Source organism: Mesorhizobium sp. M0898 (genome assembly GCF_040319695.1).
In the GTDB taxonomy this organism is placed as follows: Bacteria; Pseudomonadota; Alphaproteobacteria; order Rhizobiales; family Rhizobiaceae; genus Mesorhizobium.
In genome coordinates this window covers 19,021-45,000 of sequence record NZ_JAMYOE010000031.1, presented here as the reverse complement: position 1 = coordinate 45,000, position 25,980 = coordinate 19,021, and the positions used below count along the sequence as shown (strand labels likewise).

Below are 25,980 nucleotides of genomic sequence, written 5' to 3'. Positions count from 1 at the left end.
TCGACCCGATGCAGGTGTTTGGCAATGGCGACGATAATGCTGCCCAGCCGGCAGCCGCCGCCGCCAGCCAGATCTATGGCGCCAAGGTCGAAAGCGAGATGAGCTTGAAGACCGTCGATTTCCCGATCGAGACGGCGGCCTTCGACGAAAAGAGCGACCTTTCTGCCGACGAGGTGGAAAAGGTCGTGCGCGAGGCCGGCACCGATCTGAGCGACGGCGCTGTCCAGGTCGCTTCGCTGCATTATGTCGACCCACAGCGATTCGGTGACGGCTTCGCCGAAAGCATGGCTGGCTCCTATGACGTCAAGATCGTCCCGGAAAACGTCTCGGTGTCGCCGCGTGCCGCCATCGACGACCAGGCGCCGGCTTTCGCCGAGGAAATCATCCCCTTCACCAAGGATCTCGACATTGCCGAGGCCTTCGCTGATTCGGGCTATACCGGCGAGGATGCCACCGGAATGGCCGAGGCGATCGCCAAATTGCTGAATGCGACGGCCCTCAAGGCAGGAACCGTGCTGCGCGTTGGGCTTGAGGTCCATGGCGACGCCGCCAAGATCGTTCGCACCAGCGTGTACGACAGGACCCAGCACATCGTCACCATCGCACTCGACGACCACGACCAGTACGTGCCGGCGCAGGAGCCGGAGCCAAATCCCGAATTGCTGACGGCGTTCGACGATTCGCCTGCGCCCGTAGTGCGCGGCAATCTGCCGAACGTCTATGACGGCATCTACCGCACCGCCTATTCCTACGGCATGTCCAAGGCGATGACGCAACGACTGATCAAGTTGCTGGCATCCAGTGTCGACTTTCAGTCGCGCCTCAATCCCACGGACCGCATCGAGGTGCTGTTCTCGCAGCCCGATGGCGACGACCAGGCGTCTGACGAATCCGAGCTGCTTTACGTCTCCGCGACTTTCGGCGGCACGACGCGAAATTTCTACCGTTTCCAGATGCAGGACGGCAGCACCGACTACTTCGACGAAAATGGTAGCAGCGCCGAGCAGTTTCTGCTGCGCAATCCGTTGCCCAATGGCCGATTTACGTCAGGGTTCGGTGCCAGGCGCCACCCCATTTTGGGGTATGTGAAAATGCATACCGGCACCGACTGGGCAGCTCCCGTGGGATCGCCGATCATTGCCGCGGGCAATGGCGTCGTCGAAAAAGCCGGCTGGGCCGGTGGCTATGGCAAGCAGATCATCTTGCGTCACGCCAATGGCTACGAGACGTCCTACAATCACCAGAGCGCCTTTGCCAAAGGCATCGAGCCGGGTGTTCGCGTTCGCCAGGGTCAGGTTATCGGCTATCTCGGCTCAACCGGCCTCTCCACCGGTCCGCATCTTCATTACGAACTGATCGTCAACGGCACAAAGGTCGATTCGATGCGCGTCCGCCTACCGGTCGGCAAGACGCTGAAGGGCGACGACCTCGTCGCCTTCAAGCGCGAGCGCGAACGCATCGACGACCTGCTCAAGCAGGAAGACAGCAACCAGTTGAAGGTCGCGAGCGCCAAGATCGAAGGCTGAGCCGACGTTTTTCGTCGTCAGCCGTGCTGATTCGCCGTGTCGCGCGCCCATGGCAGCCGCTCGCCGGAAACCGTCGTCCACGCGGCGATTGCCGAAAGCAGGCAAAGCACCGCGGTCACCGCGGCAACGGCGGCGAATGCCGCGTCGCTGGCGGCAAGTCGTGCCGCATCGAGGCCGGGCGCCAGGCCGGCTGGCGGCGGTTCGCCGAAACCCGGAATGCCGGAGCCGGCAGCGGTGCCGAGCACGCCAGCATAGACCCAGGCCGCCAGCGATCCCATCGCCGCCACGGCAATCAGGCCGCCGATGCGCGAGACGGCGTTGTTGATGCCCGAGGCCGCACCCGTATCCTTGTCCTCGACCGCCGTCATGACGGCGGTCGACAGCGGCGATACCACCAGCGCCATGCCGAGCCCCATCAATGCCATCAGCGGGAATACCCCGATCCAGAAATTGTGGATGCCCCAATAGGCCAGCAAGGCAAGTCCGGCAAAGGCAAGAGCCACAACCAGACTGCCGCTGGAGATCGGAAAGCGAGGCCCGATGCGGTCGGACCACTGGCCGACCGGTCCGGACAACACTGCGATCAATGACGAAAGCGGCAAGAAGATGAAACCGACCTCGGCCGCGCTCAGCCCCCATCCGGCGATCATGAGCATCGGCAGATAGAACAGATTGGCCGACAGCGCAAAATAAAGGAAGAAGGTAGCCACATTGGCGCCCGCGAACGCGCCGATCCGAAACAACGACAGATCGATCATCGGCTCGCGCCGCCGGCGCTCGAAGACGATGAACACGACGAGCAAAACCGCACCGGCGGCAATACTCGGGCCGGACATCAGCCCCTCCCCGTCGCCACTGATCGAGGTCAGACCGTAAGCGAGAGCTCCGAACGCCAATATGGCGAGTGCAGCGCCGCCGAGATCGAGGCTGCGCTTTTCCACCGGCGCGTCGGCAGGGACCTTGGCCAGCAGAAGATAGACCGAGATAAGGCCGAGCGGCAGATTGATGGCGAAGATCGCCCGCCAGATGCCGTCGCCGAACGCCGACAGCACGAAGCCGCCCAGCACCGGGCCGAGCGCCGTCGTCAGTGCTGATGCTGCGGCCCAGATGCCGATCGCCCGGCCGCGTTCCTTTTTCGGATAGGCTTTGGCGATAATGGCCAGGCTGCCCGGCACCATGATGGCCGCTCCGACACCCTGGATAGCCCGAAACGCAATAAGCACCGCCGGGTTAGGCGCCAGCGCGCAGGCAAGCGAGGCGGCAATGAACAGGACGATGCCGGCGACGAAGGAGTGGCGCAGGCCGAAGCGATCGCCGGCGGCGCCGCCGACGAGAATGAGGGCTGAGAGCGTCAATGCGTAGGCATTGGAAATCCATTGTGCCTCGGCGAGGCTGGCGCCGAGGTCGACGCGGATCGCCGGCGTCGCAATGGCCAGGACCGACCCGTCGATGAAGCCGAGCGCAGAAGCCAGGATCGCGGCGATCAGCACGAACCGCCGCTGCGCCTGCGGACAGAACGTATCGGCGGGAAGTGAGCCGGTCAGGGGAACGGCGCCGGTACCGACTTTGGTTGGCGTGTGCATGCCGCCTTACCTAGATCGCCGGCGCGCCGGCGACAACCGGCCAGCAGACTGTTCTCGTTGAAACCAGGCCCAACCGGCCACACAGGCAGGATCACGCCGCTCAGGGTGCAAACGGCAAGTGCCGTGCTAAGCTTCTCGCAGCGCTACAGACAAGGGGGAAATACCGTATGAAACGGCCGCTCGAACCCTCGGCGGAAGGACGCGGGCGCGTCGTCGGCATCACCGACGGCGTGTTCGCCATCGCGCTCACCCTGATCGTTCTCGAGATCAGGGTGCCGGCGCATGAAACGGTGCATTCCGAACGCGAGTTGATCACAGCGATCACAGCACTGGCGCCGCGCTTCCTGACCTATGCGCTCAGCTTCCTGACGCTGACCATCTTCTGGTTCGGCCAGCAGGCGCAACACGGGCTGATTGCAAAATCCGACCGGCGGCTTGCCACGCTGAACCTCTGCTTCCTCGGCTTCATCGCCTTGCTGCCGTTCTCGACCGACCTTCTCGCCGACTTCCTCGAATTCAGGACTGCGGTGCTCGCCTACTGGTTCAATCTTTTGATGCTCGGACTGACGCTGCTCGCCAGTTGGCGCTACGCGGACAAAAACGGATTTCTGGCCGAAGGTGTCGACGCGGAGACCACCCGAACGGTCTATCTGCGCATCGTCAAGGCACAGATCCTGTGGGCCGTCGGCGCTGCTCTCTGCCTGATCAGCCCGTTGCTCAGCGTCGGCTTCATCCTGGTGGTGCAGCTGATCTATGCCGCAGCGCCGCGCGCGCCACTGCTGCGCAAGGTCATCGGGTGATCCGGGCGCGGGCGTTGCGCTTTAGTCGACGAACTCCACGATAACGCCGGGCGTCACGATCTTGGCAAGCTCGCGCGCGTCCCAATTGGTCAGCCGCACGCAGCCATGGCTTTCGGTCTTGCCGATCTTGGACGGATCCGGCGTGCCGTGGATGCCGTAGGTCGGCTTGTCCAGCGCAATCCAGACCGAGCCGACCGGGCCGTTCGGCCCCGGCGGGATGGTCAGGATCCTGTCGTTTTCGCCCTGCTTGAAATTGATGTTCGGGTTGTAGGTGTAGTTCGGGTCCAATGCGACACGCGACACCGCATGCGTGCCGGACGGCGACGGCGTGTCGGACGAGCCGATAGTCGCCGGATAGGCTGCGACCAGCTTGCCCGCCGCATCATAGGCGCGGACCTGCTTATTGGACTTGTCGGCGATGATGCGCGCCACCGGCGTCGCCACCAGCCTGCCGAAATTGGCGACCTTGATGATGGTGCCCGGACGATTGAAATTGGCGTCCGGATTGAGCTTGTTCAGATAGGTTTCATCCATATGGAAGCGCTCGGCCAGCGCTTCGGGTACCGACGTGTAGCCCATCCGATCGAGCTGGGCCTTTTGGCTGTAGTCCTCCGGTATCGAGGCGACATAGGGACCGGCCGCATCCTCGGGCGTGATCGTATATGAGGCGAAGGCATCGCCGCCGGATTGCGCCAGGGCCGCCTGGATGCCGATTGCGTCGGTCGATTTCAGATTGCTGCCGGTGATCTCATTATAGGCGGCGAGCGCCTTGTCGACATTCGAGCCGAAGCGTCCGTCGATGACGCCGGGCGATGCACCGGCACGGTCGAGCAGCACCTGCAGTGCCGCCACGTCCTCGCGGGCGCCGAGCGCAAGCGACGGGTCGACCGCCGTCTTGCCGCCAGTGCTTGGCGGCGGGGCTGTGTCTGGCGGTAAGGCCGCCTGCTCGTTCGGCACCGTCGGCTCGACCGGCTCGATCGAGGCCTCGTTGAGCGGCGGCTGGCGCTCGATGGTGCGCGGCTTTGCCTCCGGATAACCATTGCCGTAGCCGTCATCCCGTGGCGCTTCGGGGAAGGCTTCCACCGAATTGTCGCCATTAAGATCGTAGTCGTCGGCCGGCGGCACGATGATCCTGCCCTCGTCTTCCAACTGCCTGCGGCGGTAGCGCGCCATGTCCTGCGGGTCGTCGAGATAATAGCGGTCGTCCTCGACCGGTCCGAGATTGCGCAAGCGCTCGCGGCGCAAGGCACGGCGGTCGAGCCTGGTCTGCGGCGGCTGGATGGCGATAACCTTGCCGGTCTCCGCATCGACGATGACGCGGTTTCCCCTGGCGTCGTAATAGATGTCGAGATTGCCGTTCTGGGCGACAAGAATGCCGCCGCCATTGGCGGCACGAACCACCCGTGGCGCGGTATCCACTATTGGCGAGGCCATCGCATTCGACGCCAGCAGCCCGGCAGCAAGCGCTGAAAGGGTGAAGATGGTGCGCAACATGATGGCCAAATTCTCCGGTCCGTAATTGCCGCCGCCGGCATTGTCTCTTCAAAGCGCCGCGCGTCTTTTTCGACGCGCAAAGGACGCTCTAACGCTTTAAATCTCCGCATCGTGCTTTGCGAAAATCAAAACTCGATTTCGGGCCGATGTGGTAGGCGAACCCCTTCGCCAGCAAATCAGTTGCCAACGATAAGGTTCCAATATGAACCGGGCATGAAGATGGCGGATTTCTGACCGATTAACCGGCAGCGAGTCCCAATTCCTTGCGCGCCTGCTTCGTCAGCTTCAGCACGACAAGACGGTGGCTTTCGCGCAGGTAATCCTTCAGCGCGCCATCATCCATGCTTTCGCCGGTCTGGCGCTGGATCCATTTCATGCCGCGTGAGGCAAGATAGGGCGCGGGCCGAAGGCCCGGCTGCTCCCTCAGCACGTCATAGGCGATGTCGGAGCATTTGAAGGTAACGAACGGCTCCTTGCCCTCACTCCAGCCGCCGATCGCGAAGACCTTGCCGCCGACCTTCCAGACATGGGCGCCGCCCCACTGCACGACATGGGTCGCCGAAGGCAGCGAGGCGCAGAAGCTGTTATAGTCGTCCAGCGTCATCTGCGCCCCGCCAGTGATGTTGGACCATGAACCGAAGGCCGGCGTAACAAAAGGGTATGCCGGTTTTTCGGAAAGGATCATGGTCGAGATTGAAGATAGGAATTCCATCCCGATTCGATCGGGATGGAACAGGCTTTTGGCTTGAGCTCAGGCGGCTGCCTCGGTTGCCACGACCGCGGGCTTCGAGCGGAAGTTCAAGCGGTCGGAGCCGGCGGTGACCTTGACAGTTGAGCCGTCGAGGATCTCGCCGAGCAGGATCTTTTCCGCCAGGGGGTCCTGCAATTCCTTCTGCATCACCCGCTTCAGCGGCCGCGCGCCATAGGCCGGGTCGTAACCCTTGGCCGCCAGCCAGTCGATCGCCTCCTGATCTAGCGAAAGCGATATCTTGCGGTCAACAAGCAGGTTTTCCAGCCGCTTGAGCTGGATTTGGACGATCTGGCCCATATCCTGGCGGCGCAGCCGGTGGAACAGGATCACCTCGTCGATGCGGTTGAGGAATTCCGGCCGGAACGAAGCCCTGACGACATTCATCACCTCGTCGCGCACGACGTCGACATCCTGGTCCTCGCCGAGATTGACCAGATATTCGCCGCCGAGATTGGACGTCATGATGATCAGCGTGTTGCGGAAGTCGACCGTGCGGCCCTGCCCGTCGGTCAGCCGGCCGTCGTCGAGCACCTGCAGCAGCACGTTGAAGACATCAGGATGCGCCTTCTCGATCTCGTCGAACAACACGACCTGATAGGGCCGGCGCCGCACCGCTTCGGTCAGCGCGCCGCCTTCCTCATAGCCGACATAGCCGGGAGGCGCGCCGATCAGCCGGGCGACCGAGTGCTTCTCCATGAACTCCGACATGTCGATGCGCACCATGGCGCTCTCGTCGTCGAACAGGAAGCTGGCCAGCGCCTTGGTCAATTCGGTCTTGCCGACGCCCGTCGGCCCGAGGAACATGAACGAGCCGAGCGGCCGGTTCGGGTCCTGCAGACCCGCGCGGGCCCGGCGCACCGCTTTCGACACTGCCTGCACCGCCTCGCCTTGGCCGACGACGCGCTTGCCGACCTCGTCTTCCATGCGCAACAGCTTGTCGCGCTCGCCTTCCAGCATCTTGTCGACCGGGATCCCCGTCCAGCGCGAGACGATATGGGCGACGTGATCGGGGCCGACCACTTCTTCGACCATGCCGGCCTTGCCATCCCTGGCTTCGGCCTGCTTCAGCTGCTTTTCGAGTTCCGGGATCTTGCCGTAAGCAAGTTCGCCGGCGCGCTGGAATTCACCTTGGCGCTGGGCGATGGCAAGTTCGTTGCGCGCCTCGTCGAGCTGTTTCTTGAGGTCGGCGGCAAGCCCGAGCTTCTGCTTCTCGGCCTGCCATTTCGAGGTCAGCTCGGTCGATTCCTCCTCGAGGTTCGAGAGTTCCTTCTCGAGCCGCGCGAGCCGGTCCTTCGAGGCATCGTCCTTCTCGACCTTCAGCGCCTCGCGCTCGATCTTGAGCTGCATGATGCGGCGGTCGATCTCGTCCAGCGCCTCGGGCTTCGAATCGACCTGCATGCGGAGCCGCGACGCGGCCTCGTCGACCAGGTCGATCGCTTTGTCCGGCAGGAAGCGGTCAGCGATGTAGCGGTTGGACAGGGTTGCGGCCGCGACCAGTGCCGAATCCGAGATGCGCACCTTGTGGTGCTGCTCGTATTTCTCTTTCAGGCCGCGCAGGATCGAGACAGTGTCTTCGACCGTCGGCTCATTGACGAAGACCGGCTGGAAGCGGCGGGCAAGGGCCGCATCCTTCTCGACATGCTTGCGGTATTCGTCGAGCGTGGTTGCGCCGACACAATGCAGTTCGCCGCGGGCGAGCGCCGGCTTCAGCAGATTCGACGCGTCCATGGCGCCATCCGCCTTGCCGGCACCGACAAGCGTGTGCATCTCGTCGATGAACAGAATGATGCCGCCGGCGGCAGACGTGACTTCGGAAAGCACCGCCTTCAGCCGCTCCTCGAACTCGCCGCGGTATTTGGCGCCGGCGATCAGCGACCCCATGTCGAGGGCCATCAGCTGCTTGTCCTTGAGCGATTCCGGCACATCGCCATTGACGATGCGCAGCGCCAGCCCTTCGGCGATCGCCGTCTTGCCGACGCCGGGTTCGCCGATCAGCACTGGGTTGTTCTTGGTGCGGCGCGACAGCACCTGGATGGTGCGGCGGATTTCGTCGTCGCGGCCGATGACCGGATCGAGCTTGCCCGCGCGGGCGTCCGCCGTCAGGTCGCGCGCGTATTTCTTCAGCGCGTCGTAGCCCTGCTCGGCGCTCGCCGAATCGGCAGTGCGACCTTTGCGTACGTCGTTGATGACCTGGTTCAGCGCCTGCGGCGTGACACCCGCCTTGGACAGGATGTCGGCGGTCTTGGCCGATTTTTCCATGGCCAGCGCCTGCAATAGCCGTTCGACGGTAACGAAGCTGTCACTGGCCTTCTTGGCCAGTTCCTCGGCGGTCGAAAACACCTTTGCCAGCGGCTGCGCCAGATAGAGCTGGCCATTGCCGCCCTCGACCTTGGGCATTGCCTCCAGTGCCGTTTCGACGCCGAGCTTGACGTCACGGACATTGCCGCCGGCGCGCTCGATCAGCGACGCAGCCAGGCCCTCGTCGTCATCGACAAGGACCTTGAGGATATGCTCGGGGGTGAATTGCTGGTGATTGCGGGAAAGCGCCATGGTTTGTGCGGACTGGATAAAGCCGCGCACGCGCTCGGAATATTTTTCAAGATTCATGCCTGTCTCCTTCCGTCACCGGCCCGCTTCGCGGCACCGGATCAGATTGCGGTGACGGACCCGCCCGTTCGAGCCGGATCCTGTTCACGCAAGATATGGGACGCAAACCACGGACCCTCAAGACGCCTCGACACTGGCGAATGCATAATATTCCGAGCGCGCAAAGCAAAAACGGCGGAGATTTCTCTCCGCCGCCTGGGGTAAAGGATGCGCTAAGATCGACTGAACGTTTTTCCGATCAATTCTCGACGTCTGCGATCACAGCTTGACCGTCGGGGCCTTCAGCCGGCGCTGCATCGACATTGCCAGCGTCGGTATTGCCAGTCTCGGCATTGCTTGTCTCGGCACTGCTTGTCTCGGCACTGCCAGTCTCGGCACTGTCAGGGCCGGCGTTGTCGTTGCCGCCATTTGCCTGTTCGACATCGAGGCGCGGGCGACGCGGACGCCTGGGGCGGCGGGCCGGGCTGTTTTCGGCCGCGGCTTCGTTGAGCTCGGCCTGGGCGGCGAGACCCGCCGGCGAAAGGTTGTCGAATTGCGGTGCGGGCTCGCTCACAAAGACCGGCCCAGCGGCCGGCACGGGCTCCGCCTGCGCCGGCGTCTCGTCGCGCCGTGGCTGTTCGGCGCGCTGGCCACCCTGCTCGCCGCGCGCGCCATACTCGCCGCGCTGGCCGTTCTGGCCGTAACCGCCATTGGGGCGACGGTCGCGGTGGCGTCCGCCATTGTTGTCGCGGCCGTCACGGTTGTCGCGGCCGCCCCGATTGTCGCGGCTGTTTTCCTGGTTCAGAGCCAGCTCGGCCGGCGTGCCATCGATGACCGGCTGCGGGCCGGCACCGTGATTGGCCGCCGAACCCGACGTCTCGTTGGCATTGTTGTTGCCGGCATTGTCGAACTCGTCGCGATCCTCGTCGCCGTCATCGTCGAAATCATCGCGATTCTGCTGCGCGTTCTGGATCGGCATCTGCGCCTGAGCGGCTGCGATGATGCGGTTATAGTGCTCTGCATGCTGGAGATAGTTTTCCGCCATCACCCGGTCGCCGGAGCTTTGCGCGTCACGGGCAAGGGTTGCGTACTTCTCGGCAATCTGCTGAGCCGATCCGCGGATCTTCACGTCCGGGCCGTTGCTCTCGTAGTTGCGCGTCAGGGGATTAGGCCCCTTACGGTTGTTGTTGTTATTGTTGTTGCCGCCGCCGCCATTGTTGTTGCGACCGCGCATGCGCCTGTTTTGCTGTTGTGGCCTCATTAGACTCTCTTCACTTTGAAATTTTCGAAAAACTCTTCACGAACGGAGGCGCTCATGCGGCCAGCCGTTTCGTTCCTTCACCGGCGTTCGCCCGCATCAATTGCGTTGGCGCCACGTGCCATCCTGTTCCGGTTACTTCACTTGCCGGACGATTCCCGCACGAAGCTTGGGCGTCGTTTGCGCAAGAAGGCAGCTATTTCCAAGGAAAACCGAATCGCTAAGAGCACTGCCTGCTTCGTCTCATCCGGTTAAGGCGACCCTAGCCGCATTCCCCGGTATTGCCAAGCGCTTTTTTCGCACTGCATCACGGCTTTCACCGTTCGAACACAAGAACTCTGTCGTTTCCGCCGAGATCACGAAACACCCCGACCGAACGGTACCCGGCCGCGGAGAATATCTCCGTAACCTGTTGGTGCTGCGTATGGCCGATCTCGACCGCAATCCTGCCTTGGACTTCCAAATACGCTGCCGCTCCCGCGGCGATCTTCCTGTAGGGGCTCAGACCGTCCACACCGCCATCGAGGGCCTGGCGTGGATCGAAACCGCGGACCTCGTCCTGCAGATTTCCAATGTCGTCTGAGGGTATATAGGGAGGGTTTGCGACAATTACATGGTACCGGCCAGAAACTTTTTCAAACCAGTCGGATTTGAGCGGCGTGAACCGGCCGGCGAGCCCCAATTCCCCGGCATTACGCATGGCTGTGGCCAGCGCCTCCTGCGAAATGTCAACGCCGGTGGCGGTCGCGGCCGGAACGGCGCTGAGCAGCGCCAGCGCGATGGCACCGGTACCGGTCCCTAGATCGAGGATGCGGCAGCAGCCCTCGCGTGCCGCCACTGCCTTGACGAAGGGCAGTATAGCCTCGACCAGCGTTTCGGTATCCGGCCGCGGCTCCAGCGTTTGCGGCGAAAGCGAAAGGCGCAAGCCGTAGAATTCGCGGTAGCCAAGGATTCGGTGTACCGGCTCGCCAGCGATGCGCCGCCGCAAGGCGGCTTCGATTACCGCCGTCACGTCCGTATCGACAGCGCGCCCGGGATCGGCGATGGCCTGCGTGCGACTGGTGCCGGAAAAATGCTCGACGATCAGCCTGGCATCGAGCGCCGGATCCGCGATCCCGGCTGCGGTGAGCCGGTTTCGCGCTTCCCGCAGCAGCGGCGCCAGCGTGGCGGGCAGGCTGTCAGCCATCGATGCCGATATCGGCGAGCAGCTTCGACTGGTGATCGGCGATCAGCGCGTCGATGATCTCGTCGAGTTCGCCCATCATCACCCGGTCGAGCTTATAGAGCGTCAGGTTGATACGATGATCGGTGACGCGACCCTGCGGAAAATTATAGGTGCGGATGCGTTCCGAGCGGTCGCCCGAGCCGACCTGCGACTTGCGCGATTCGGAACGTTCCTCGTCCGCCTTGCTGCGCTCGAGGTCGTAGAGCCTGGCGCGCAGGATCTGCATGGCCTTCGCCCGGTTCTGGTGCTGCGACTTTTCCGCCTGCACCACCATGATGCCGGTCGGAAGATGGGTGATGCGCACGGCCGAATCGGTGGTGTTGACGTGCTGGCCGCCGGAACCCGAGGCGCGCATCGTGTCGATGCGGATGTCTTCGGCCCTGATGTCGATGTCGACTTCTTCGGCTTCCGGCAGCACCGCGACCGTCGCCGCCGAGGTATGAATGCGTCCGCCCGCCTCGGTCGTCGGCACGCGCTGCACCCGGTGCACGCCGGATTCGAACTTCAGATGGGCAAAGACGCCCTTGCCCGAAACGGTGGCGATGATTTCCTTGTAGCCGCCGACCTCACCCTCGCTGGCCGACACCGTCTCGAAACGCCAGCCATGCGCCGCGGCATAGCGCTCGTACATGCGAAACAGGTCGCCGGCGAAAAGCGCCGCCTCGTCGCCGCCGGTGCCGGCGCGGATCTCGAGGATGGCGTTCTTGTCGTCGGCGGCATCCTTGGGCAACAGCAGTATCTGGATGTCCTTCTGCAGCGCCTCGATGCGATGCTTGACCTCCGGCAGGTCGGCCTCGGCCAAGGCGCGCATCTCGGCGTCGGTGCCCTTGTCGGCGAGCATCGCCTCCAGATCGCCCTGTTCGTGCTCCGCGGCGCGCAGTGCCCTGATCTTTGCCACCATCTCCTGGATATCGGCATATTCGGAGGCCATCCTGACATAGGCGTCCGGCGCTGGCCCGGCCGACATCTGCGCTTCGAGCATGTCGAAACGCTTGACGACTTGATCCATACGGTCGCGGGGCAGGTTGATCATGGCGAAGTCTATAGCGGTATAGAGCGGTCGTCGGCAAAGGCTTGCAGCAGCGCCCGCATCGGCAGGCCATGCGCCGGCGCCATCAGATTATCGTCGAAGAACGCTTCCAGTTCGCTGAGCGGCAGTTCCGTCAGCATCGCCTTGACCGGGCCGATCGATGCCGGAGACATCGAGATCGAGCGATAGCCAAGGCCGATCAGCGCCATCGCCGAGATCGGCTTGCCGGCAAGTTCGCCGCACAAGGTCACCGGCGTCTGGTTGCGCGCCCCGGCGTCGGCAATCTGCTTCAGGACGCGCAGGAACGGCGTCGAGAGCGGGTCGAAGCGGTCGGACAATTGGGTGTTGCCGCGATCCACCGCCATGACGAACTGGAACAGGTCGTTCGAGCCGACCGAGACGAAATCGACCGCCTTCATCAGTTCGTCGAGCTGGAACAGCAACGACGGCACCTCCAGCATCGCCCCAAGCTTCAGGCTGGTCGGCAAATGATGGGCAAAGCGCGACAGATGCCGCACCTCGCGATCGATGATCTCGCGCGCCTGCGCGATCTCGCCGAGTTCCGTCACCATTGGCAGCATCAGCTTCAGTTCGCGCCCGCCGCACGCCTTGAGCAGCGCGCGGATCTGGGTGCGCAGCAATCCAGGCCGGTCGAGCGTCAGGCGGATGGCCCGCCAGCCGAGCGCCGGATTTTCCTCCTGGATCGAGCCCTTGAAATAGGGCAGCACCTTGTCGCCGCCGATATCGATGGTGCGGAACGTCACCGGCTTGTCGCGCGCCGCCTCGAGCACGTCACGATAGAGCCGCTCTTGGGCTTCGGCGCGCGGAAAGGTCGAAGCGACCATGAATTGCAGCTCTGTGCGGAACAGGCCGATGCCGGCCGCACCCGCTTCGGCCAGTTGCGGCAGATCGACCGCCAGCCCGGCATTCATCAGAAGATCGACCTGGACCCCGTCCTTGGTCACCGACGGCTTCTTGCGCAGTTCGCGGTAGACCTCCTGCCGCCGCGCCCTGAAGCGCACTTTCTCGGCATAGGCCGCCTCGAGGTCGGGCTGCGGGCGCAGATGGATAGCGCCTTCCTCGCCGTCAACGATGATGGCATCGCCGTTTTCCGCCATGGAAACGGCGCCCTTCATCTGGCCGGCGACCGGTATGCCCATGGCCCGCGCCACAATGACGACATGGCTGGTCGCGGCGCCGTCCTCCAGCACCAGCCCGCGCAGCTTGTCCCTGGGATAATCGAGCAGCTCCGCAGCACCCATCGAGCGGGCGACGATGATGGCGTCCTTGGGCAGCGAGGCCGCGACGTCCTCCGGTCCGCGCCCCATCAGCTGCCGCAGCAGCCGATTGGCGAGATCGTCGAAATCGCTCATCCGTTCGCGCAGATACGGATCGGTCATGTGCAGCATGCGGGCACGCATGTCGCTCTGCACCTTTTCGACCGCCGCTTCGGCCGTCAGGCCGTTGCGGATCGCCTCCTCGAGCCGGCGCACCCAGCCGCGATCGTTGGCGAACATGCGATAGGCTTCGAGCACCTGGCGATGCTCGCCCTCGAAGGCGACGTCGCGGCGCTCCAGCATGTCGTCGATGGAGAGCCTGAGCGAGCCGAGCGACGCGTCGAGCCGCCTGACCTCTTCCTCGCTGTCCTCGTTGAAAAGATTGGTGACGACGATGCGCGGCTCGTGCAGCACCACATGGCCGAGACCGACGCCTTCGTTGAAGGACAGGCCGGTAAAGCTTACCGGGCGGCGCAGATCGAGCTCGAGGCCGGGCCTTGTCAGCCGCTCCAGATCGCCGGTGGCGATCATCTCGGCGATCACCATCGCCGTTGTTTCCAGCGCCTCGACCTCGTCGTCGCGATAATGGCGCATGGTCTTGTTCTGCACGACCAGGACGCCGAGTGTCCGCCCTGCCCGCAGCACCGGCACGCCGAGGAAGGAATTGTATATCTCTTCCCCTGTCTCCGGCAGGTAGGCGAAGGCAGGATGCTCCTGCGCATTGGAGAGGTTGAGCGGCCGCGCCGAGGCCGCGATCGTGCCGACCAGACCTTGGCCCAGCCTGAGCTGCGCCAGGTGGACGGCGTTCGGGTTCAGGCCTTCGGTGGCGTAGAGTTCGAGCACCGAATCGGCGCGCAGCACATAGAGCGAGCAGACCTCGGCAACCATGTTGGAGGCGATGTCGCGCACGATTCGGTCAAGCCGCTCCTGCGGCTCCAGCGGCTCTTGCATGAGCTCGCGGAGCCGTTTCAGCAAAACGCGCGGGCCACTGGCCGAATCACGCATCGCGGCTTCTTCCTCCAATAGCATTTCAACCGGTGCAGGTTGCCCTGCACAGCGGCACAAACGCAACAACTCAATTAGAGCGCCATCGTCCAATTGGACGCATAAAGACCGCTCCAAGATTTTCGATCCGCTGCATCCTGCCTTCCGAAAATCGATTCCGATTTTCGGGCCGTTGCAGTCCGCTACTGCTTATCCAGACCGTACACGGAATGCAAAGTGCGAACTGCTAGTTCCGTATAGGGACCGTCGATCAGGATCGAAATCTTGATTTCGGACGTCGTGATGGCGCGGATGTTAATCGCGCGGTCGGCAAGCGCCTTGAAGGCGGTAGCGGCGACGCCGGCATGGCTGCGCATGCCGATGCCGATGACCGAGACCTTCGACATGCCGGCTTCCGACTGCACCACGTCGTAGCCGATCGTCGCCTTCAGCCGCTCGAGCACGGCGAGCGCCTTGTCGACGTCGCCGGATGGCACGGTGAAGGTCATGTCAGTGAACTTGCCGTCCTCAGAGATATTCTGGACGATCATGTCGACATTGATGTTGGCCTCGGCCAGCGGCCCGAAAATGCCGGCGGCGACGCCCGGCCGATCGCCGACGCGGCGCAACGAAATCTGCGCCTCGTCCTTGGCGTAGGCAATTCCGGTGACGACCTGCTGTTCCACGATCTCTTCCTCGTCGCAAATAAGCGTTCCCGGCGGATTAAGCAAATCCCCCATTCCTGGTGCGTCGGGATCGTCGAAGGACGACCGCACGAAAGTACGCACCCTGTGCACCATGGCAAGCTCGACCGAGCGCACCTGCAGGACCTTGGCGCCGAGCGAGGCCATTTCGAGCATTTCCTCGAACGAAATCTTGGCCAGCCGCCGCGCCTTCGGCTCGATGCGCGGATCGGTCGTGTAGACCCCGTCGACATCGGTGTAGATATCGCAGCGGTCGGCCTTGACCGCTGCCGCGATGGCGACAGCGCTGGTATCGGAACCGCCGCGGCCGAGCGTTGCGATCCGGTTGTCCGGCCCGATGCCTTGGAAACCGGCGACCACCGCCACCTGGCCTTCGCCGAAGCGCTTGATCAGGAATCCGCCGTCGATATCGAGAATGCGCGCCGCGCCATGCGCGTTGTCGGTCTTGATCGGGATCTGCCAGCCTTGCCAGGAGCGGGCATGCACGCCGATATTCTGCAGCGCGATCGCCAGCAAGCCGGCAGTGACCTGCTCGCCGGACGCGACCACGGCGTCATATTCACGCGCATCGTGCATCGGCGAGGCCTCGCGCGTCCATTGCACGAGCTCGTTGGTCTTGCCGGACATCGCCGAGACCACGACGGCGACCTCATGGCCGGCGTCGACCTCGCGTTTGACATGACGCGCCACATTGCGGATGCGGGCGATGTCGGCGACGGAGGTTCCGCCGAATTTCATCACGATGCGCGCCATAGAAGCGAAATGCCTTTGACTGGATGCCGGACCGGAGGCCGAAAAGCGGAAAAATGCGCCAAGCTGTGGCCGGGCGCTCAATGCGCGGCCTCCTTAGCCAAATGATAGCGGTTTCGCAAGGCGGTGAGGATTCCGTCGCCTTGCCCCGTCCATCAACCAGATTTCAAGCCACGCTCTTGGTGAGTTTTGGCTTTTGCTGCTCGACACGGGCGAGACCCGCTCCGGCGATGACGCGGTCACGGCCCTCAGCCTTTGCCTGATACAAAGCGCGATCCGCGGCATTGACGATCTCCGCCCATGAGGCGCCGAGCTCCGGGAAGGCGGCGACCCCGAACGACGCGGTGATGGTGCCGAGCGTGCGGCCGCGGTGCGTGACATGCAGCTGCTTGATCGCCTTTCGCAGAGCTTCGGCGCGATCGGCGCCATCGGCCAGTGACGTTCCCGGCATCATCAAGGCAAATTCCTCGCCGCCGTAGCGCGAAACCACGTCGCTTTCCCTGACATGGTCGACCAGCGTGGCGGCCACCTGCTTGAGGACGAGATCCCCAGCTTCATGGCCGAATGTATCGTTGAACTGCTTGAAATGATCGACGTCGAGCATGATCAACGTCAGCGGCTGTTCGGCACGTTCCAGGCGCCTCAACTCGCGGCTGCTGGTCTCCTCAAGGTAGCGGCGATTGTAGAGCCCGGTGTTGGGATCCCGGATCGACTGCTGCCGCAACGTCTCGCGCAGGCGCAGATTGGCAAGCGCCAACGCCAGCGTATCGACGACGCCACGCAGTATCTGCTGCCGTTCGGCCAGCCATTCCGGTTTGGCGGCGGCGTCCGGCTCGCACAGATGCAGGATGCCGAGCGTCTCTCCCTGCGCTGCTAGAGGCATGCAGACATAGCCGCGACCGCCATTTTCGGTGATGTGGTTGCAGCGCGGCGTCAGCATGCCTGGACCGGCGACGTGCTCCTGGCCGCGCCGCAGCGCCCAACAATCTTCCGGTCCGAACTGGCCGACGCTCGACCGGATGGTGCCCCAATGCGCCATCTCCTCCACCAGGTTGCGCGACGCACTGGTCAGATGAACGGTTCCGCTCAATCCGCCGAAGAAATCAGGCATGGCGGAGCCGACGACGGAAAATGCCTCGTGAAAAGTGACGCAGGCCTGAAGCAGTTCGCCGAGCTTGACCAGGCGGGTCGTGGCCTCCGATGTCTCTTTCAGTTCACGATTGAGCCTCGCCAGTTCTTCGGCACGATCGTGCACCGCCCGCTCGGCACTGCGCAGGTCGCTGATGTCGCTGAGCGTCAGCACGATGCCGCCATCGGCGCGGTTGAGCGGATTGCAGCTGACGACCACGGGCAAGGAGGTCCCATCCGGCTTTGCCAGCCTCACCTCATTCTGGTGGCGGCGGCCGGTGGTCATGGCCAGTTCGACCGGAGATGTTCCCGACGCGGGCTTGTCTCCCGACGGCCCCCTGATATCCAGGGCCGACTGCCAGTCCTGCCCCACGACCTTGTCGCTGCGCCGCCCGATGATCTCGGCTGCCGCCGGATTGACGGACACGACCTGACCCTTGCCGTCGATGACGGCGATGCCTTCGGCAACGGTCTGGACGATGTCTTCGATGTAGGCCTTCTGATCGACAAGTTGAGCGCGCGAGGCTTCGATTTCGGAGGCCATAGTGTCGAACCCTTGCGCCAACTGTCCGAACTCGTCATCGGAGGTGCGGCCGATACGGGCCCCGGCGTCGCCGCGCGCCAGCGATTCGATGCCGCGGTTGAGACCAGCAAGGCCTTTACTGAAGCCTCGCAACAACAGGAAGGCGGAGGCCGCCGCGATCAGCACGGCTCCCGCGGTACACAGGCCCACAAGCCACAGCATATCGTTCGTGCGCTGCTGTGCGGCACGCAGCAGCGGCGTATACTCGAACAGGACGGCGCCGACGATCTTGCCGGGTGCATCCTCGATCGGCACCGCAACCAGGTCAATCGGATCGGCCACGTCGGCACTGGCCTCGACGAAGTTGCGCGGCACGCCGTCGTCAATCGTCCGGGCGATTTCATTGCCGGGATCGTAGTCGAACGTCGTGCCGATATTTTGCTCTTCTCCCGGAACGTCGGCGAAAATAACCTTGTTTTTGTCTACGATGACGAGATCGCGTTTCGAGCGGCCGTGCTGCAAAGTCACGAATTCGCGGAGCGCATCGGGTCTCTCGAATAATGAACGCGGCGCGTCCGATGCCCTGAAGGCAATAGTTTCGGTCAACTGCCGTGCGACGCTTGTCGCCTCGGCCAGCGCCACGGATTTGGTCAGCGATATCTGCGAGACGATCGCAACGCCGCCGACCAGGCCGATCAAGGCCACGGCGCTGAACAATGTCGCGACTATCTGGGTTCTTATGCGCACCAGGCTGCCCCTACTCGGACAGCAATCTAAATGCCAAACACTGACCCAACGTTAAGAAACCGCCAATATCGTAAATTTGCCGTTAAGCCACACCGGCCAGCTGCACTCCCAACGCGGGCGGTTCAGCCCGTCCGCACGATGGCCTGCCACAGGCGCGGATAATCGAGGACGAAACCGAGCGGCGAGACCTCCAGTGTCTCGTGGTAGCCGAACATCGGGGCGGCATAGGCGTAATGTGCAGCATCGACGCGCTGATAGGTTTGCTCGAGGCGAACGAGCCTGAGTTCGGGAAATGTCAGATAGGCTGCCGGCGCGGGCGTCGCCATACCGACATCGAGGGCAAAACGGCGAAGCGCCAAAAGGTTTGTGGCGGGCGTGAAGCCGAGATCGACATCGATGAGACCGTCGACTTCCGCTTGATGCTCGCCGTTCAGCGTCCATTGGCGCTCGGTCAGCCGGTCGATCCTGTAATGCAGCTCTTGCGTGCCGAGAAAGCCGTCGGCGCGCGCCGATCGTGTATGCCAATCGGCGTCGCAGTCCGCCTCGTAGGCGATGCTGCACGGCTCGCCGTCCTGGACGAAAAGCGCGTGTCCCCTGAGGTTCCACCCGGAACTCGCTTCCGACAGAAGGCAAGCGTCGTGGCCTTCCTGGTCAAGCCGGCGCCAAAGAATGGAAGCAACCGCTCGCATCATTGCGCACTCCTCCGAACCCGATGTCTCTGCTTCGTCCGCCAAAGCCTAGGCGTTTCCTTCCGGCACACCATCAACTGACACGTGCTGACACAAATGCAGCCGGCAAAAGGCGGCGCCGGAAGGCATCGCGCGCATCGCACCGCCGGCGGTGAATTTCGCGCCTTGACATTCGCAGCCTCGCGCCCGACTTCCTAGCGTCCGAGGAGACCACGCCATGCCTGAGCCCCGACGATCGACGATCGATGCCGGAGAGGTGGAACGCTTTTCCGCCCTTGCCGCCGAATGGTGGAACCCGAACGGCAAGTTCCGCCCGTTGCACAAGTTCAACCCGATCCGGCTTGCCTATATCCGCGACCAGGTGGCGGCCCGCTTCGGCCGCGATCCGCGTGCGGCACGGCCGTTCGAAGGCCTGCGCTTCCTTGACATCGGCTGCGGCGGCGGGCTCTTGTGCGAGCCGATGGCGCGGCTTGGCGCCGAAGTGGTCGGCGCCGATGCCTCCGCCACCAACATCGAAGTGGCCAAGCTGCATGCGGCGGAAGTCGGCGTGAGCGTGGATTATCGCGCCACGACCGCGGAAGACCTTGCCGATGCCGGCGAAAAATTCGACGTCATCCTCAACATGGAAGTGGTCGAGCATGTCGCCGATGTCGATCTGTTCCTGGCCAAATGCGGCGAGATGGTAAAGCCCGGCGGCATCATGTTCGTCGCCACCATCAACCGCACGCTGAAGGCCCTGGGGCTGGCCATCATCGGCGCCGAATATGTGCTGCGTTGGCTGCCACGCGGCACCCACCAGTTCGGCAAGCTGGTGCGCCCCGAGGAACTGGAAAAGGCGCTTGCCGGCGCCGGCCTGACCGTCATCGACCGCACCGGCGTCACCTACAACCCGCTCGCCGACCGCTGGCAGCGCTCGAAGGACATGGACGTCAACTACATGGTGCTGGCGGAGAAGGCATCCGTCTGAAGCTTACGCCTTCTGGCCTCTATGGCCTCTGGCTTTGCGCCTTGGTGGTGATGAACACGCCGGCGGTGATGATGACGGCACCGGCCCAGGTCAGCAGTTGATAGCGCTCGCCGAGGAAGAGGGTCCCGGCAAACAGCCCGACCGCCGCCGCGACATAGCCGATCTGGCTGAGATAGACCGGGCCGCCGACCGCTTGCAGGCGGAAGAAGAAGGCAAACATCGCCGAGGCTGATGCCACCTGTGCCGCAGCGACCAGCGGCACGCCGCCGAGCGAGCCGAATGCATTGCCGCCAAGCAGGACCAGAATGCCGGCAACCAGCATCAAGGCTGCTGCCAGATGGCTGCCGACGGCGAGCTCGATCGGGCCGGTGCCTTCGGGCCAGTCGACGGTGCGGTAAATGTTGCCGGCGGCGAGGCTGACCGGGATGAGCAGGCCCATCGCAACCCAGAAAAATTCGGCCGGCTGGCCCGCTTCGCCGCGCGTCACCGCCACCATGACTGCGCCGACGAAACCGACGACTATGCCGACGATGCCCAGCATGGTCGGGCGCCTGACGCCGAGCAGCATCGAGAACACCAGCGTGACGACCGGCGACAGCGTGAACATGATGCCGCTGTAGCCGGCGCCCAGATGCGGAATGGCTGAAAACATCAGCAGATTGGGGATTGCATATGAGACGGCCGCGGTGACGAAGAAATAGCGCAGCCTGTGCGGCGTAAGCCGCATGCGCTTCCCGTTGAGCAGCAATGCGCACAAAAGCACGCCGCCGGCACCAAGCGAGATGACGAAGGCCCAGACCATGGCGGCCACGCCGGCCGCCGTCGCGATCTTGCCGAACGGCAGCGTCAGGCCGAGCAGTTCCACCGGTGACGACCAGAAGGCCAAGCGCCGAGTCCCAGAGAAATTTCATCGCACCGTCCCGTCGCCCGTTCGCGGCACTTGGCCAATATCGCAAGCTGAGGTAAGATAAGGTAAAGATTCTTCACGTCAAGATACATAACGGTGAGAGACATGGATCGCGCAGCAAAAGCGATCGGGCAATGGAAAAAGGAACGGCCGGATCTCGATGTCTCGCCGATGGCCGTGCTCGGACGGTTGAACGAGGCCGCCTCGCTGATCGCACGAGAGCGGCTGGCGCCGCTGTTTGCAAGTTACGGGCTGCAATCCGGAGAATTCGATGTGCTGGCGACGCTGCGTCGTTCCGGGCCGCCATACGCGCTGACGCCGACGGCTCTCTACGAGGCGACGATGGTAACGTCGGGCGCGATGACCAATCGCCTCGATCGGCTCGAGAAATCCGGTCTGATCAAGCGCGGGCCGCACCCCGACGATCGCCGCGGCATTGTCGTGCAACTGACTAAAAAGGGTCTGGCGTTGATTGACGAGGCGGTTACCGCTCACGTCGCCAACGAGCACCAGATACTTTCTGGGTTAGCACGCCCGGAGCAGATCATGCTCGCACGCCTGCTCGAAAAATTGATAGCGAGCCTGAACTAACCCAAACGGCAACCACTGGGACTCTGCGATCATTGATTGGGAGTCGTAACTGCCAGGGGAGTTTGCCGATGACAGAACATGCAGTCGTGATTGCCGGAGGAGGTCCGACGGGCCTGACCCTGGCAGGCGAGTTGGCGTTGGCAGGCATCGACGTAGCCATTGTCGAACGCCGCCCGAACCAGGAGCTTGCCGGTTCGCGTGCTGGAGGTCTGAGTTCACGCACTCTCGAAGTTTTCGATCAGCGCGGCATCGCGGACCGGTTCCTCGCCGAAGGACAAATAGCCCAAGTCACGGGATTCGCGGCGATGCGTTTAGACATCAGCGATTTTCCGACCCGCCACAACTACGGGCTGGCGCTGAGACAGAAACACATTGAGCGCATTCTCGCTGGATGGGTCAGCGAGCTGGCAGTGCCGATCTATCGCGCCCGTGAATTGATGTGTTTCGTGCAGGACGACGCCGGCGTCACCATCGAACTGTCCGATGGTGCGTCGCTGCGGGCAAGCTATCTCGTCGGGTGTGATGGAGGCCGCAGTCTGGTCCGCAAAGCTGCTGGCATTGAGTTTCGAGGATGGGATGCGACGACCAGCAGCATCCTCGCCGAGGCCGAGATGGCGGAGGAGCCGCCACTGGGCATTCATCGCACCGCACTTGGCATCCATGCCTTCGGCAGGGAAGAGTACGAAATTCGTGACGGCAAGGTCGTCTTTGCCGGTAAAGGTCCCATAGGCGTCATGGTCACTGAAAAGAATGTCGGCGCCACGACCGAACCCACGCTGCGCGATCTCCGCGAAGCGCTCGTCGCCGCATGCGGAACAGATTACGGAATCCATAGCCCAACCTGGATTTCCAGGTTCACGGACATGTCGCGGCAGGCGGCGGCTTACCGCAAGGGCCGGGTTCTCCTAGCGGGCGATGCCGCCCATGTGCATTCCCCGGTGGGCGGACAAGGCCTCAATATCGGTGTGCAGGATGCGGTGAACCTCGGTTGGAAGTTGGCCCAAGTGGTGAAAGGAACATCGCCTGAACGCTTGCTCGACACTTATCACATCGAGCGGCATCCGGTTGCGGCCCGCGTGTTGCGTACGACAATGGCACAGGTCGCATTGCAACGTACTGATGATCGCACTGAAGCCTTGCGTGAAATCGTATCAGAGCTCCTTAGGATGGAGGAGCCTCGCAAACGGATCGCTGCCGAGATGTCCGGACTTGGTATCCATTACGACCTCGGCCAGGCGCATCCGCTGGTCGGCCGCCGCATGCCCGACCTCGACCTGGCCACGCCTGATGGTCCCATGCGCGTATTTGCGCTCCTCCAAAATGCGCGGCCAGTGCTCTTGAATCTCGACGCGCCGGGCAGCCTCGACATCAAGCCGTGGTCAGACCGCATTAAGTTGGTTTACGCCAAATGCGACGATCCATGGGAGTTGCCTGCGCTAGGTTTGGTCTCCGCTCCAACCGCAGTTTTAATCCGACCCGACGGATATGTTGCTTGGGTAGGCGACAGGACGCAGGATGGTCTTCAAGACGCGATGAACACCTGGTTCGGACCACCGGGCTAAAAACCGCAAAAACCAGTTAGCTCGAATGGTCAAACGGCTACGGACGGCAAAAACTCAGATCCTGGTCGCCGAGCCTCGTTTGGGCCGGCGAACAGCTCTGATCTTGCCGCTGTTTCCGCCGCCACAGAAAAACTGGTCGCCGCCATCGGATTCGAGCCCCGACACGCCTGTTCCCGGCGGCATATCGAGCTTCTCAAGGACCTTTCCCGTTTCAGGATCGATCCGTCTGACATCGCTCTCCTCACCCTCCCAGGTGCCATGCCACAGCTCGCCGTCGACCCAGCTGACGCCGGTGACGACGCGGTTGGAAACGATGGTGCGAAGAATTGCCCCTGTCTCGGGATCGACCTGATGAATCTTTCGGCCCCGATGCTGCCCGACCCAGAGTGTTCCTTCGGCCCAGGCGAGCCCGGAATCACCGCCATTGCCGGGCGCCGGGATCGTCGCCAGCACCTGGCCATTCTTCGGATCGATCTTCTGGATGCGATCCTCGGCGATCTGATAGAGGTGCTGGCCGTCGAAGGCCGTTCCGGCGTGTGCCGCGACGTCGATCGAGCGCACCACTTTGCCGCTCGCCGGATCGAAGGCGTTCAATCTGTCGCCTGAGGCAAACCAGACATGCTCACCGTCGAAGGTAACGCCGTCCACGTGGTCGACACCCGGAAAGGGTCCATATTCTCGAAGGATTTCGGCTGCGGATCGTTCCATAATTCCATCCTAGTAGCCCGGCAGTGGGCCGGGGAGTAACAAGATTGTCGGGAAACCCGTCAGCGGCGGGGTCATCCAGCGACGCGCCCGTCCGCGGCCGAACGACTGCACCTTGCCGGCCTGGGCGAGCTGCTCGAGCGCTCGCTGCACGGTACGCGAACTGGCTCCAAGCGCAATCGCCAGGGCCGAACTCGACCAAGACTCGCCGTCCGCGAGGAAGGCGAGCACGGCGGCATGCTCTTCTTCGACGGGTGGCGCCAGCACGACGACCTCACCTGCGCGGCGCGGGGCCAGCGCAAAGCCCCGCTTCGTCGCGCTCACATCCGCCAAGCTCCGAAGCTCCGCGCGAAGCCGCCCGACTTCGACGCGCAATCGTGCGCGATGTGATTCGTCCGCGTCCTTTCCGCGGAAAGCGCGCGCAATGAGCGTCGCTCTTGCCACGTCCCCCGGCCAGGCTTCGGCCAGCGCGCGGGCCAGCGCGAACAGCACCGGGCGGGTCGCCAGCGAGACGACGGTGTCTGCGACACGCACGACATTGCGGCATGCATCCACCACGAGCGCCCCCGACGCCAGGAGCGCTTCGACTTCATCGAGCAGGAGGGGCCGTTCCCCGCCACGCGCGACAAGGCGCGCGGCCGGCGTGTCCAGCACCAGCGATGCGCTCTCCACCTCCGCGATCAGCGCGGGGATGCCCGCCGCCCGCGCCGCCCGCGCCGCCAGCCCGAGCGCGGCGCGCGCAGGACCGGTCCGCAAGCGGCGGATGGCGATGCCGGCGACAGCCAGCTCGTGGGCGGCCCGCGATGCCGGCGGCAGCGGCGACGGATCGAAGCCGTCCAGCCTGCGCTCGGCTTCGTCGAGATGGCCGATCAGCAGCAGGCGCCGAACGTCGAGGTTGCGCGCATGCGCGGCGTTGACGCGGTCGCCATGCTTTTCGAGCGTCGCCCGTGCGGCGTCGAGTGCCTTGGCCGGCCAGGTAAGGTCGCGCGAGACGAGCGCGATCTCGGCCTCGGCGACGATACACCGCGCGCGGGCCACGGCCTCCCTCGGGCTGAATGCGCGCGCCGCCCTCTTGAGAAGAACCTTCGCCCGAACCAGGTCGCCAAGCTGCGCCATCGCGATACCGCGCAACGCCAGCGCCGGCGCATCGTCGCGCAGCGCAACCCGCTTCAAGGCGCCGAGCGGATCGCCCGTCGCAAGCGCATGCGCCGCGGCCGTGATCAGCGAGTCCATCGGAATCCCGTCACACTTGTCACTCCCATGGCTTCGATGCCCGGCGCTAAGTCCATCTCACCAACCAGTCGTATCGACAACGGCGACTGTAGCCAACCTGAGTTGCGGCGCGCCAACGCTCGAACACAACGATAAGCATTAGGAGAGACGCAATGAAGATCGAAGGTACAACCATCCTGGTGACTGGAGCGAATCGGGGCATCGGTCGGGCACTGGTCGAGGAAGCCCTGAGCAGAGGCGTAAAGCGCGTCTATGCCGCAACCCGCCAACCGATGGCTCATCCGGACCGGCGTGTGACGTCCCTGACCATGGATGTGACCAACGCTGCGCAGATCCGGGAGGCCGTCGAGAAGATCGATGCTCTCGATATCCTCATCAACAACGCCGGCGTATCGCCCATCGATGACCTCAGCGACCGTCGTGTGCTCGAACAACAGCTCGCCGTAAACCTCTTCGGCTCGTACGACGTTACCCAGGCTCTGCTGCCGTTGCTCGCCCGGTCGCGGGGAGCCATCGTCAACATTCTGTCGCTGGCCTCGATTGCCGCCGTGCCGTTCAGTCCGGCCTACTCGGTCTCGAAGGCGGCCTCGTTCTCGCTGTCGCAGTCGTTGCGCACCCTTTTGGCCGGACGGGGTGTCAGCGTCCACAGGGTCCTTCCCGGCCCGGTGGACACGGACATGACACGGGGCCTGGACATCGCGAAAGCCTCTCCGGAGTCTGTCGCGCGGGCGATCCTGGACGGCGTGGAGAACGGCGAAGAGGAAATCTTCCCCGATCCCATGTCAGAATCCCTGGCGGAGGGCTGGCGCAGCAGTGCAGTCAAGGCGCTTGAACGCCAGTTTGCAGCCTATGCGGAAGCAACTCCGTCAAGTGAAGCAAGCCCGTCAGGCAGTGGGCATGAAAGAAGCAGCGAAACGATTGCCCGCGAGCCCCATCCTTGCTGCTCGGCCTGAAACTGCG

19 protein-coding genes and 1 pseudogene (1 of these 20 only partly in view) are annotated in these 25,980 nt (G+C 63.5%); 6 read left to right on the top strand and 14 right to left on the bottom strand.

The features are described from left to right. A protein-coding gene (locus NKH90_RS25490) for a M23 family metallopeptidase (RefSeq protein ID WP_352475052.1) crosses the window boundary here: on the top strand, window positions 1-1,526 show its 3' portion. It extends 433 nt beyond the left edge of the window; only the last 1,526 of its 1,959 coding nucleotides appear in the window; its start codon lies off the left edge, out of view; the stop codon is at window positions 1,524-1,526. A 17-nt stretch (window positions 1,527-1,543) separates the two neighbouring features. Here NKH90_RS25490 and NKH90_RS25485 read toward each other — a convergent pair whose 3' ends face one another. Further along, a complete protein-coding gene (locus NKH90_RS25485; protein WP_352821655.1) occupies window positions 1,544-3,109 on the bottom strand; it encodes an MFS transporter in 1,566 nt (521 codons plus the stop codon). A 167-nt stretch (window positions 3,110-3,276) separates the two neighbouring features. Between NKH90_RS25485 and NKH90_RS25480 the strand changes: the two genes are divergently transcribed. Continuing rightward, window positions 3,277-3,909 (top strand): TMEM175 family protein, encoded by a 633-nt coding sequence (locus NKH90_RS25480; protein ID WP_352471308.1) that lies wholly within the window; start codon window positions 3,277-3,279, stop codon window positions 3,907-3,909. Between the two features lie 21 nt (window positions 3,910-3,930). Here the strand turns inward: NKH90_RS25480 and NKH90_RS25475 are convergent, their stop codons facing one another. From NKH90_RS25475 to NKH90_RS25430, 10 genes are all read right to left on the bottom strand, one after another. Beyond that, a complete protein-coding gene (locus NKH90_RS25475) occupies window positions 3,931-5,403 on the bottom strand; it encodes a L,D-transpeptidase family protein (RefSeq protein ID WP_352471309.1) in 1,473 nt (490 codons plus the stop codon). Window positions 5,404-5,641: 238 nt separating this feature from the next. Further along, window positions 5,642-6,007: an MmcQ/YjbR family DNA-binding protein gene (locus tag NKH90_RS25470; protein ID WP_352456638.1), complete on the bottom strand. Its 366-nt coding sequence runs from the start codon at window positions 6,005-6,007 to the stop codon at window positions 5,642-5,644. Window positions 6,008-6,154: 147 nt separating this feature from the next. Further along, window positions 6,155-8,761, bottom strand: a complete 2,607-nt coding sequence (gene clpB / locus NKH90_RS25465; RefSeq protein ID WP_352471310.1) for an ATP-dependent chaperone ClpB — start codon at window positions 8,759-8,761, stop codon at window positions 6,155-6,157. 238 nt (window positions 8,762-8,999) lie between these two features. After that, window positions 9,000-9,974 (bottom strand): DUF4167 domain-containing protein, encoded by a 975-nt coding sequence (locus tag NKH90_RS25460; protein ID WP_352471311.1) that lies wholly within the window; start codon window positions 9,972-9,974, stop codon window positions 9,000-9,002. A gap of 340 nt (window positions 9,975-10,314) precedes the next feature. Beyond that, window positions 10,315-11,184 carry a peptide chain release factor N(5)-glutamine methyltransferase gene (gene prmC / locus NKH90_RS25455; RefSeq protein ID WP_352471313.1) on the bottom strand — a complete coding sequence of 290 codons (870 nt, stop codon included), beginning with the start codon at window positions 11,182-11,184 and terminating at the stop codon, window positions 10,315-10,317. Beyond that, window positions 11,177-12,256 (bottom strand): peptide chain release factor 1, encoded by a 1,080-nt coding sequence (gene prfA, locus NKH90_RS25450; protein WP_352471314.1) that lies wholly within the window; start codon window positions 12,254-12,256, stop codon window positions 11,177-11,179. The genes prmC and prfA overlap by 8 nt, the downstream gene beginning before the upstream one ends. 8 nt (window positions 12,257-12,264) lie before the next feature. Next, window positions 12,265-14,535: a phosphoenolpyruvate--protein phosphotransferase gene (ptsP, locus tag NKH90_RS25445; RefSeq protein WP_352471315.1), complete on the bottom strand. Its 2,271-nt coding sequence runs from the start codon at window positions 14,533-14,535 to the stop codon at window positions 12,265-12,267. Between the two features lie 182 nt (window positions 14,536-14,717). Continuing rightward, a complete protein-coding gene (locus NKH90_RS25440; protein ID WP_352471486.1) occupies window positions 14,718-15,971 on the bottom strand; it encodes an aspartate kinase in 1,254 nt (417 codons plus the stop codon). A 163-nt stretch (window positions 15,972-16,134) separates the two neighbouring features. Beyond that, a complete protein-coding gene (locus tag NKH90_RS25435) occupies window positions 16,135-18,366 on the bottom strand; it encodes a sensor domain-containing diguanylate cyclase (RefSeq protein WP_352816569.1) in 2,232 nt (743 codons plus the stop codon). 122 nt (window positions 18,367-18,488) lie between these two features. Beyond that, complete coding sequence (locus NKH90_RS25430; RefSeq protein WP_352619600.1) at window positions 18,489-19,058, bottom strand: putative glycolipid-binding domain-containing protein; 570 nt, start codon at window positions 19,056-19,058, stop codon at window positions 18,489-18,491. A gap of 214 nt (window positions 19,059-19,272) precedes the next feature. On the opposite strand from NKH90_RS25430, the gene ubiG reads away from it, so the two are divergent. Then, entirely contained in the window at window positions 19,273-20,022 is a 750-nt protein-coding gene (gene ubiG, locus NKH90_RS25425) for a bifunctional 2-polyprenyl-6-hydroxyphenol methylase/3-demethylubiquinol 3-O-methyltransferase UbiG (RefSeq protein ID WP_254816707.1), read from the top strand. A gap of 19 nt (window positions 20,023-20,041) precedes the next feature. Here ubiG and NKH90_RS25420 read toward each other — a convergent pair. Further along, window positions 20,042-20,933: pseudogene (locus tag NKH90_RS25420) on the bottom strand (DMT family transporter). 101 nt (window positions 20,934-21,034) lie between these two features. On the opposite strand from NKH90_RS25420, the gene NKH90_RS25415 reads away from it, so the two are divergent. Both NKH90_RS25415 and NKH90_RS25410 read left to right on the top strand, forming a co-directional pair. After that, entirely contained in the window at window positions 21,035-21,520 is a 486-nt protein-coding gene (locus NKH90_RS25415) for a MarR family winged helix-turn-helix transcriptional regulator (RefSeq protein ID WP_352471319.1), read from the top strand. 68 nt (window positions 21,521-21,588) lie between these two features. Next, on the top strand, window positions 21,589-23,082 hold the full coding sequence (locus NKH90_RS25410; protein ID WP_352471320.1) for an FAD-dependent monooxygenase: 1,494 nt from the start codon (window positions 21,589-21,591) through the stop codon (window positions 23,080-23,082). A 54-nt stretch (window positions 23,083-23,136) separates the two neighbouring features. Here the strand turns inward: NKH90_RS25410 and NKH90_RS25405 are convergent, their stop codons facing one another. After that, complete coding sequence (locus NKH90_RS25405; RefSeq protein WP_352471321.1) at window positions 23,137-23,790, bottom strand: Vgb family protein; 654 nt, start codon at window positions 23,788-23,790, stop codon at window positions 23,137-23,139. 9 nt (window positions 23,791-23,799) lie between these two features. Next, the gene (locus NKH90_RS25400; RefSeq protein ID WP_352471322.1) at window positions 23,800-25,020 is read right to left on the bottom strand and encodes a helix-turn-helix domain-containing protein; all 1,221 of its coding nucleotides are present in this window, start codon (window positions 25,018-25,020) and stop codon (window positions 23,800-23,802) included. Between the two features lie 152 nt (window positions 25,021-25,172). On the opposite strand from NKH90_RS25400, the gene NKH90_RS25395 reads away from it, so the two are divergent. Further along, on the top strand, window positions 25,173-25,973 hold the full coding sequence (locus NKH90_RS25395) for an SDR family NAD(P)-dependent oxidoreductase (protein ID WP_352471323.1): 801 nt from the start codon (window positions 25,173-25,175) through the stop codon (window positions 25,971-25,973). Window positions 25,974-25,980 lie beyond the last annotated feature (7 nt).

Bases quoted from the DNA above. Each gene is read 5' to 3' on its own strand.
- NKH90_RS25485 (WP_352821655.1), bottom strand. From the start codon at position 3,109: ATGCACACGCCAACCAAAGTCGGTACCGGCGCCGTTCCCCTGACCGGC.
- NKH90_RS25480 (WP_352471308.1), top strand. From the start codon at position 3,277: ATGAAACGGCCGCTCGAACCCTCGGCGGAAGGACGCGGGCGCGTCGTC.
- NKH90_RS25475 (WP_352471309.1), bottom strand. From the start codon at position 5,403: ATGTTGCGCACCATCTTCACCCTTTCAGCGCTTGCTGCCGGGCTGCTG.
- NKH90_RS25470 (WP_352456638.1), bottom strand. From the start codon at position 6,007: ATGACGCTGGACGACTATAACAGCTTCTGCGCCTCGCTGCCTTCGGCG.
- clpB (WP_352471310.1), bottom strand. From the start codon at position 8,761: ATGAATCTTGAAAAATATTCCGAGCGCGTGCGCGGCTTTATCCAGTCC.
- NKH90_RS25460 (WP_352471311.1), bottom strand. From the start codon at position 9,974: ATGCGCGGTCGCAACAACAATGGCGGCGGCGGCAACAACAATAACAAC.
- prmC (WP_352471313.1), bottom strand. From the start codon at position 11,184: ATGGCTGACAGCCTGCCCGCCACGCTGGCGCCGCTGCTGCGGGAAGCG.
- prfA (WP_352471314.1), bottom strand. From the start codon at position 12,256: ATGATCAACCTGCCCCGCGACCGTATGGATCAAGTCGTCAAGCGTTTC.
- ptsP (WP_352471315.1), bottom strand. From the start codon at position 14,535: ATGCGTGATTCGGCCAGTGGCCCGCGCGTTTTGCTGAAACGGCTCCGC.
- NKH90_RS25440 (WP_352471486.1), bottom strand. From the start codon at position 15,971: ATGGCGCGCATCGTGATGAAATTCGGCGGAACCTCCGTCGCCGACATC.
- NKH90_RS25430 (WP_352619600.1), bottom strand. From the start codon at position 19,058: ATGATGCGAGCGGTTGCTTCCATTCTTTGGCGCCGGCTTGACCAGGAA.
- ubiG (WP_254816707.1), top strand. From the start codon at position 19,273: ATGCCTGAGCCCCGACGATCGACGATCGATGCCGGAGAGGTGGAACGC.
- NKH90_RS25415 (WP_352471319.1), top strand. From the start codon at position 21,035: ATGGATCGCGCAGCAAAAGCGATCGGGCAATGGAAAAAGGAACGGCCG.
- NKH90_RS25410 (WP_352471320.1), top strand. From the start codon at position 21,589: ATGACAGAACATGCAGTCGTGATTGCCGGAGGAGGTCCGACGGGCCTG.
- NKH90_RS25405 (WP_352471321.1), bottom strand. From the start codon at position 23,790: ATGGAACGATCCGCAGCCGAAATCCTTCGAGAATATGGACCCTTTCCG.
- NKH90_RS25400 (WP_352471322.1), bottom strand. From the start codon at position 25,020: ATGGACTCGCTGATCACGGCCGCGGCGCATGCGCTTGCGACGGGCGAT.
- NKH90_RS25395 (WP_352471323.1), top strand. From the start codon at position 25,173: ATGAAGATCGAAGGTACAACCATCCTGGTGACTGGAGCGAATCGGGGC.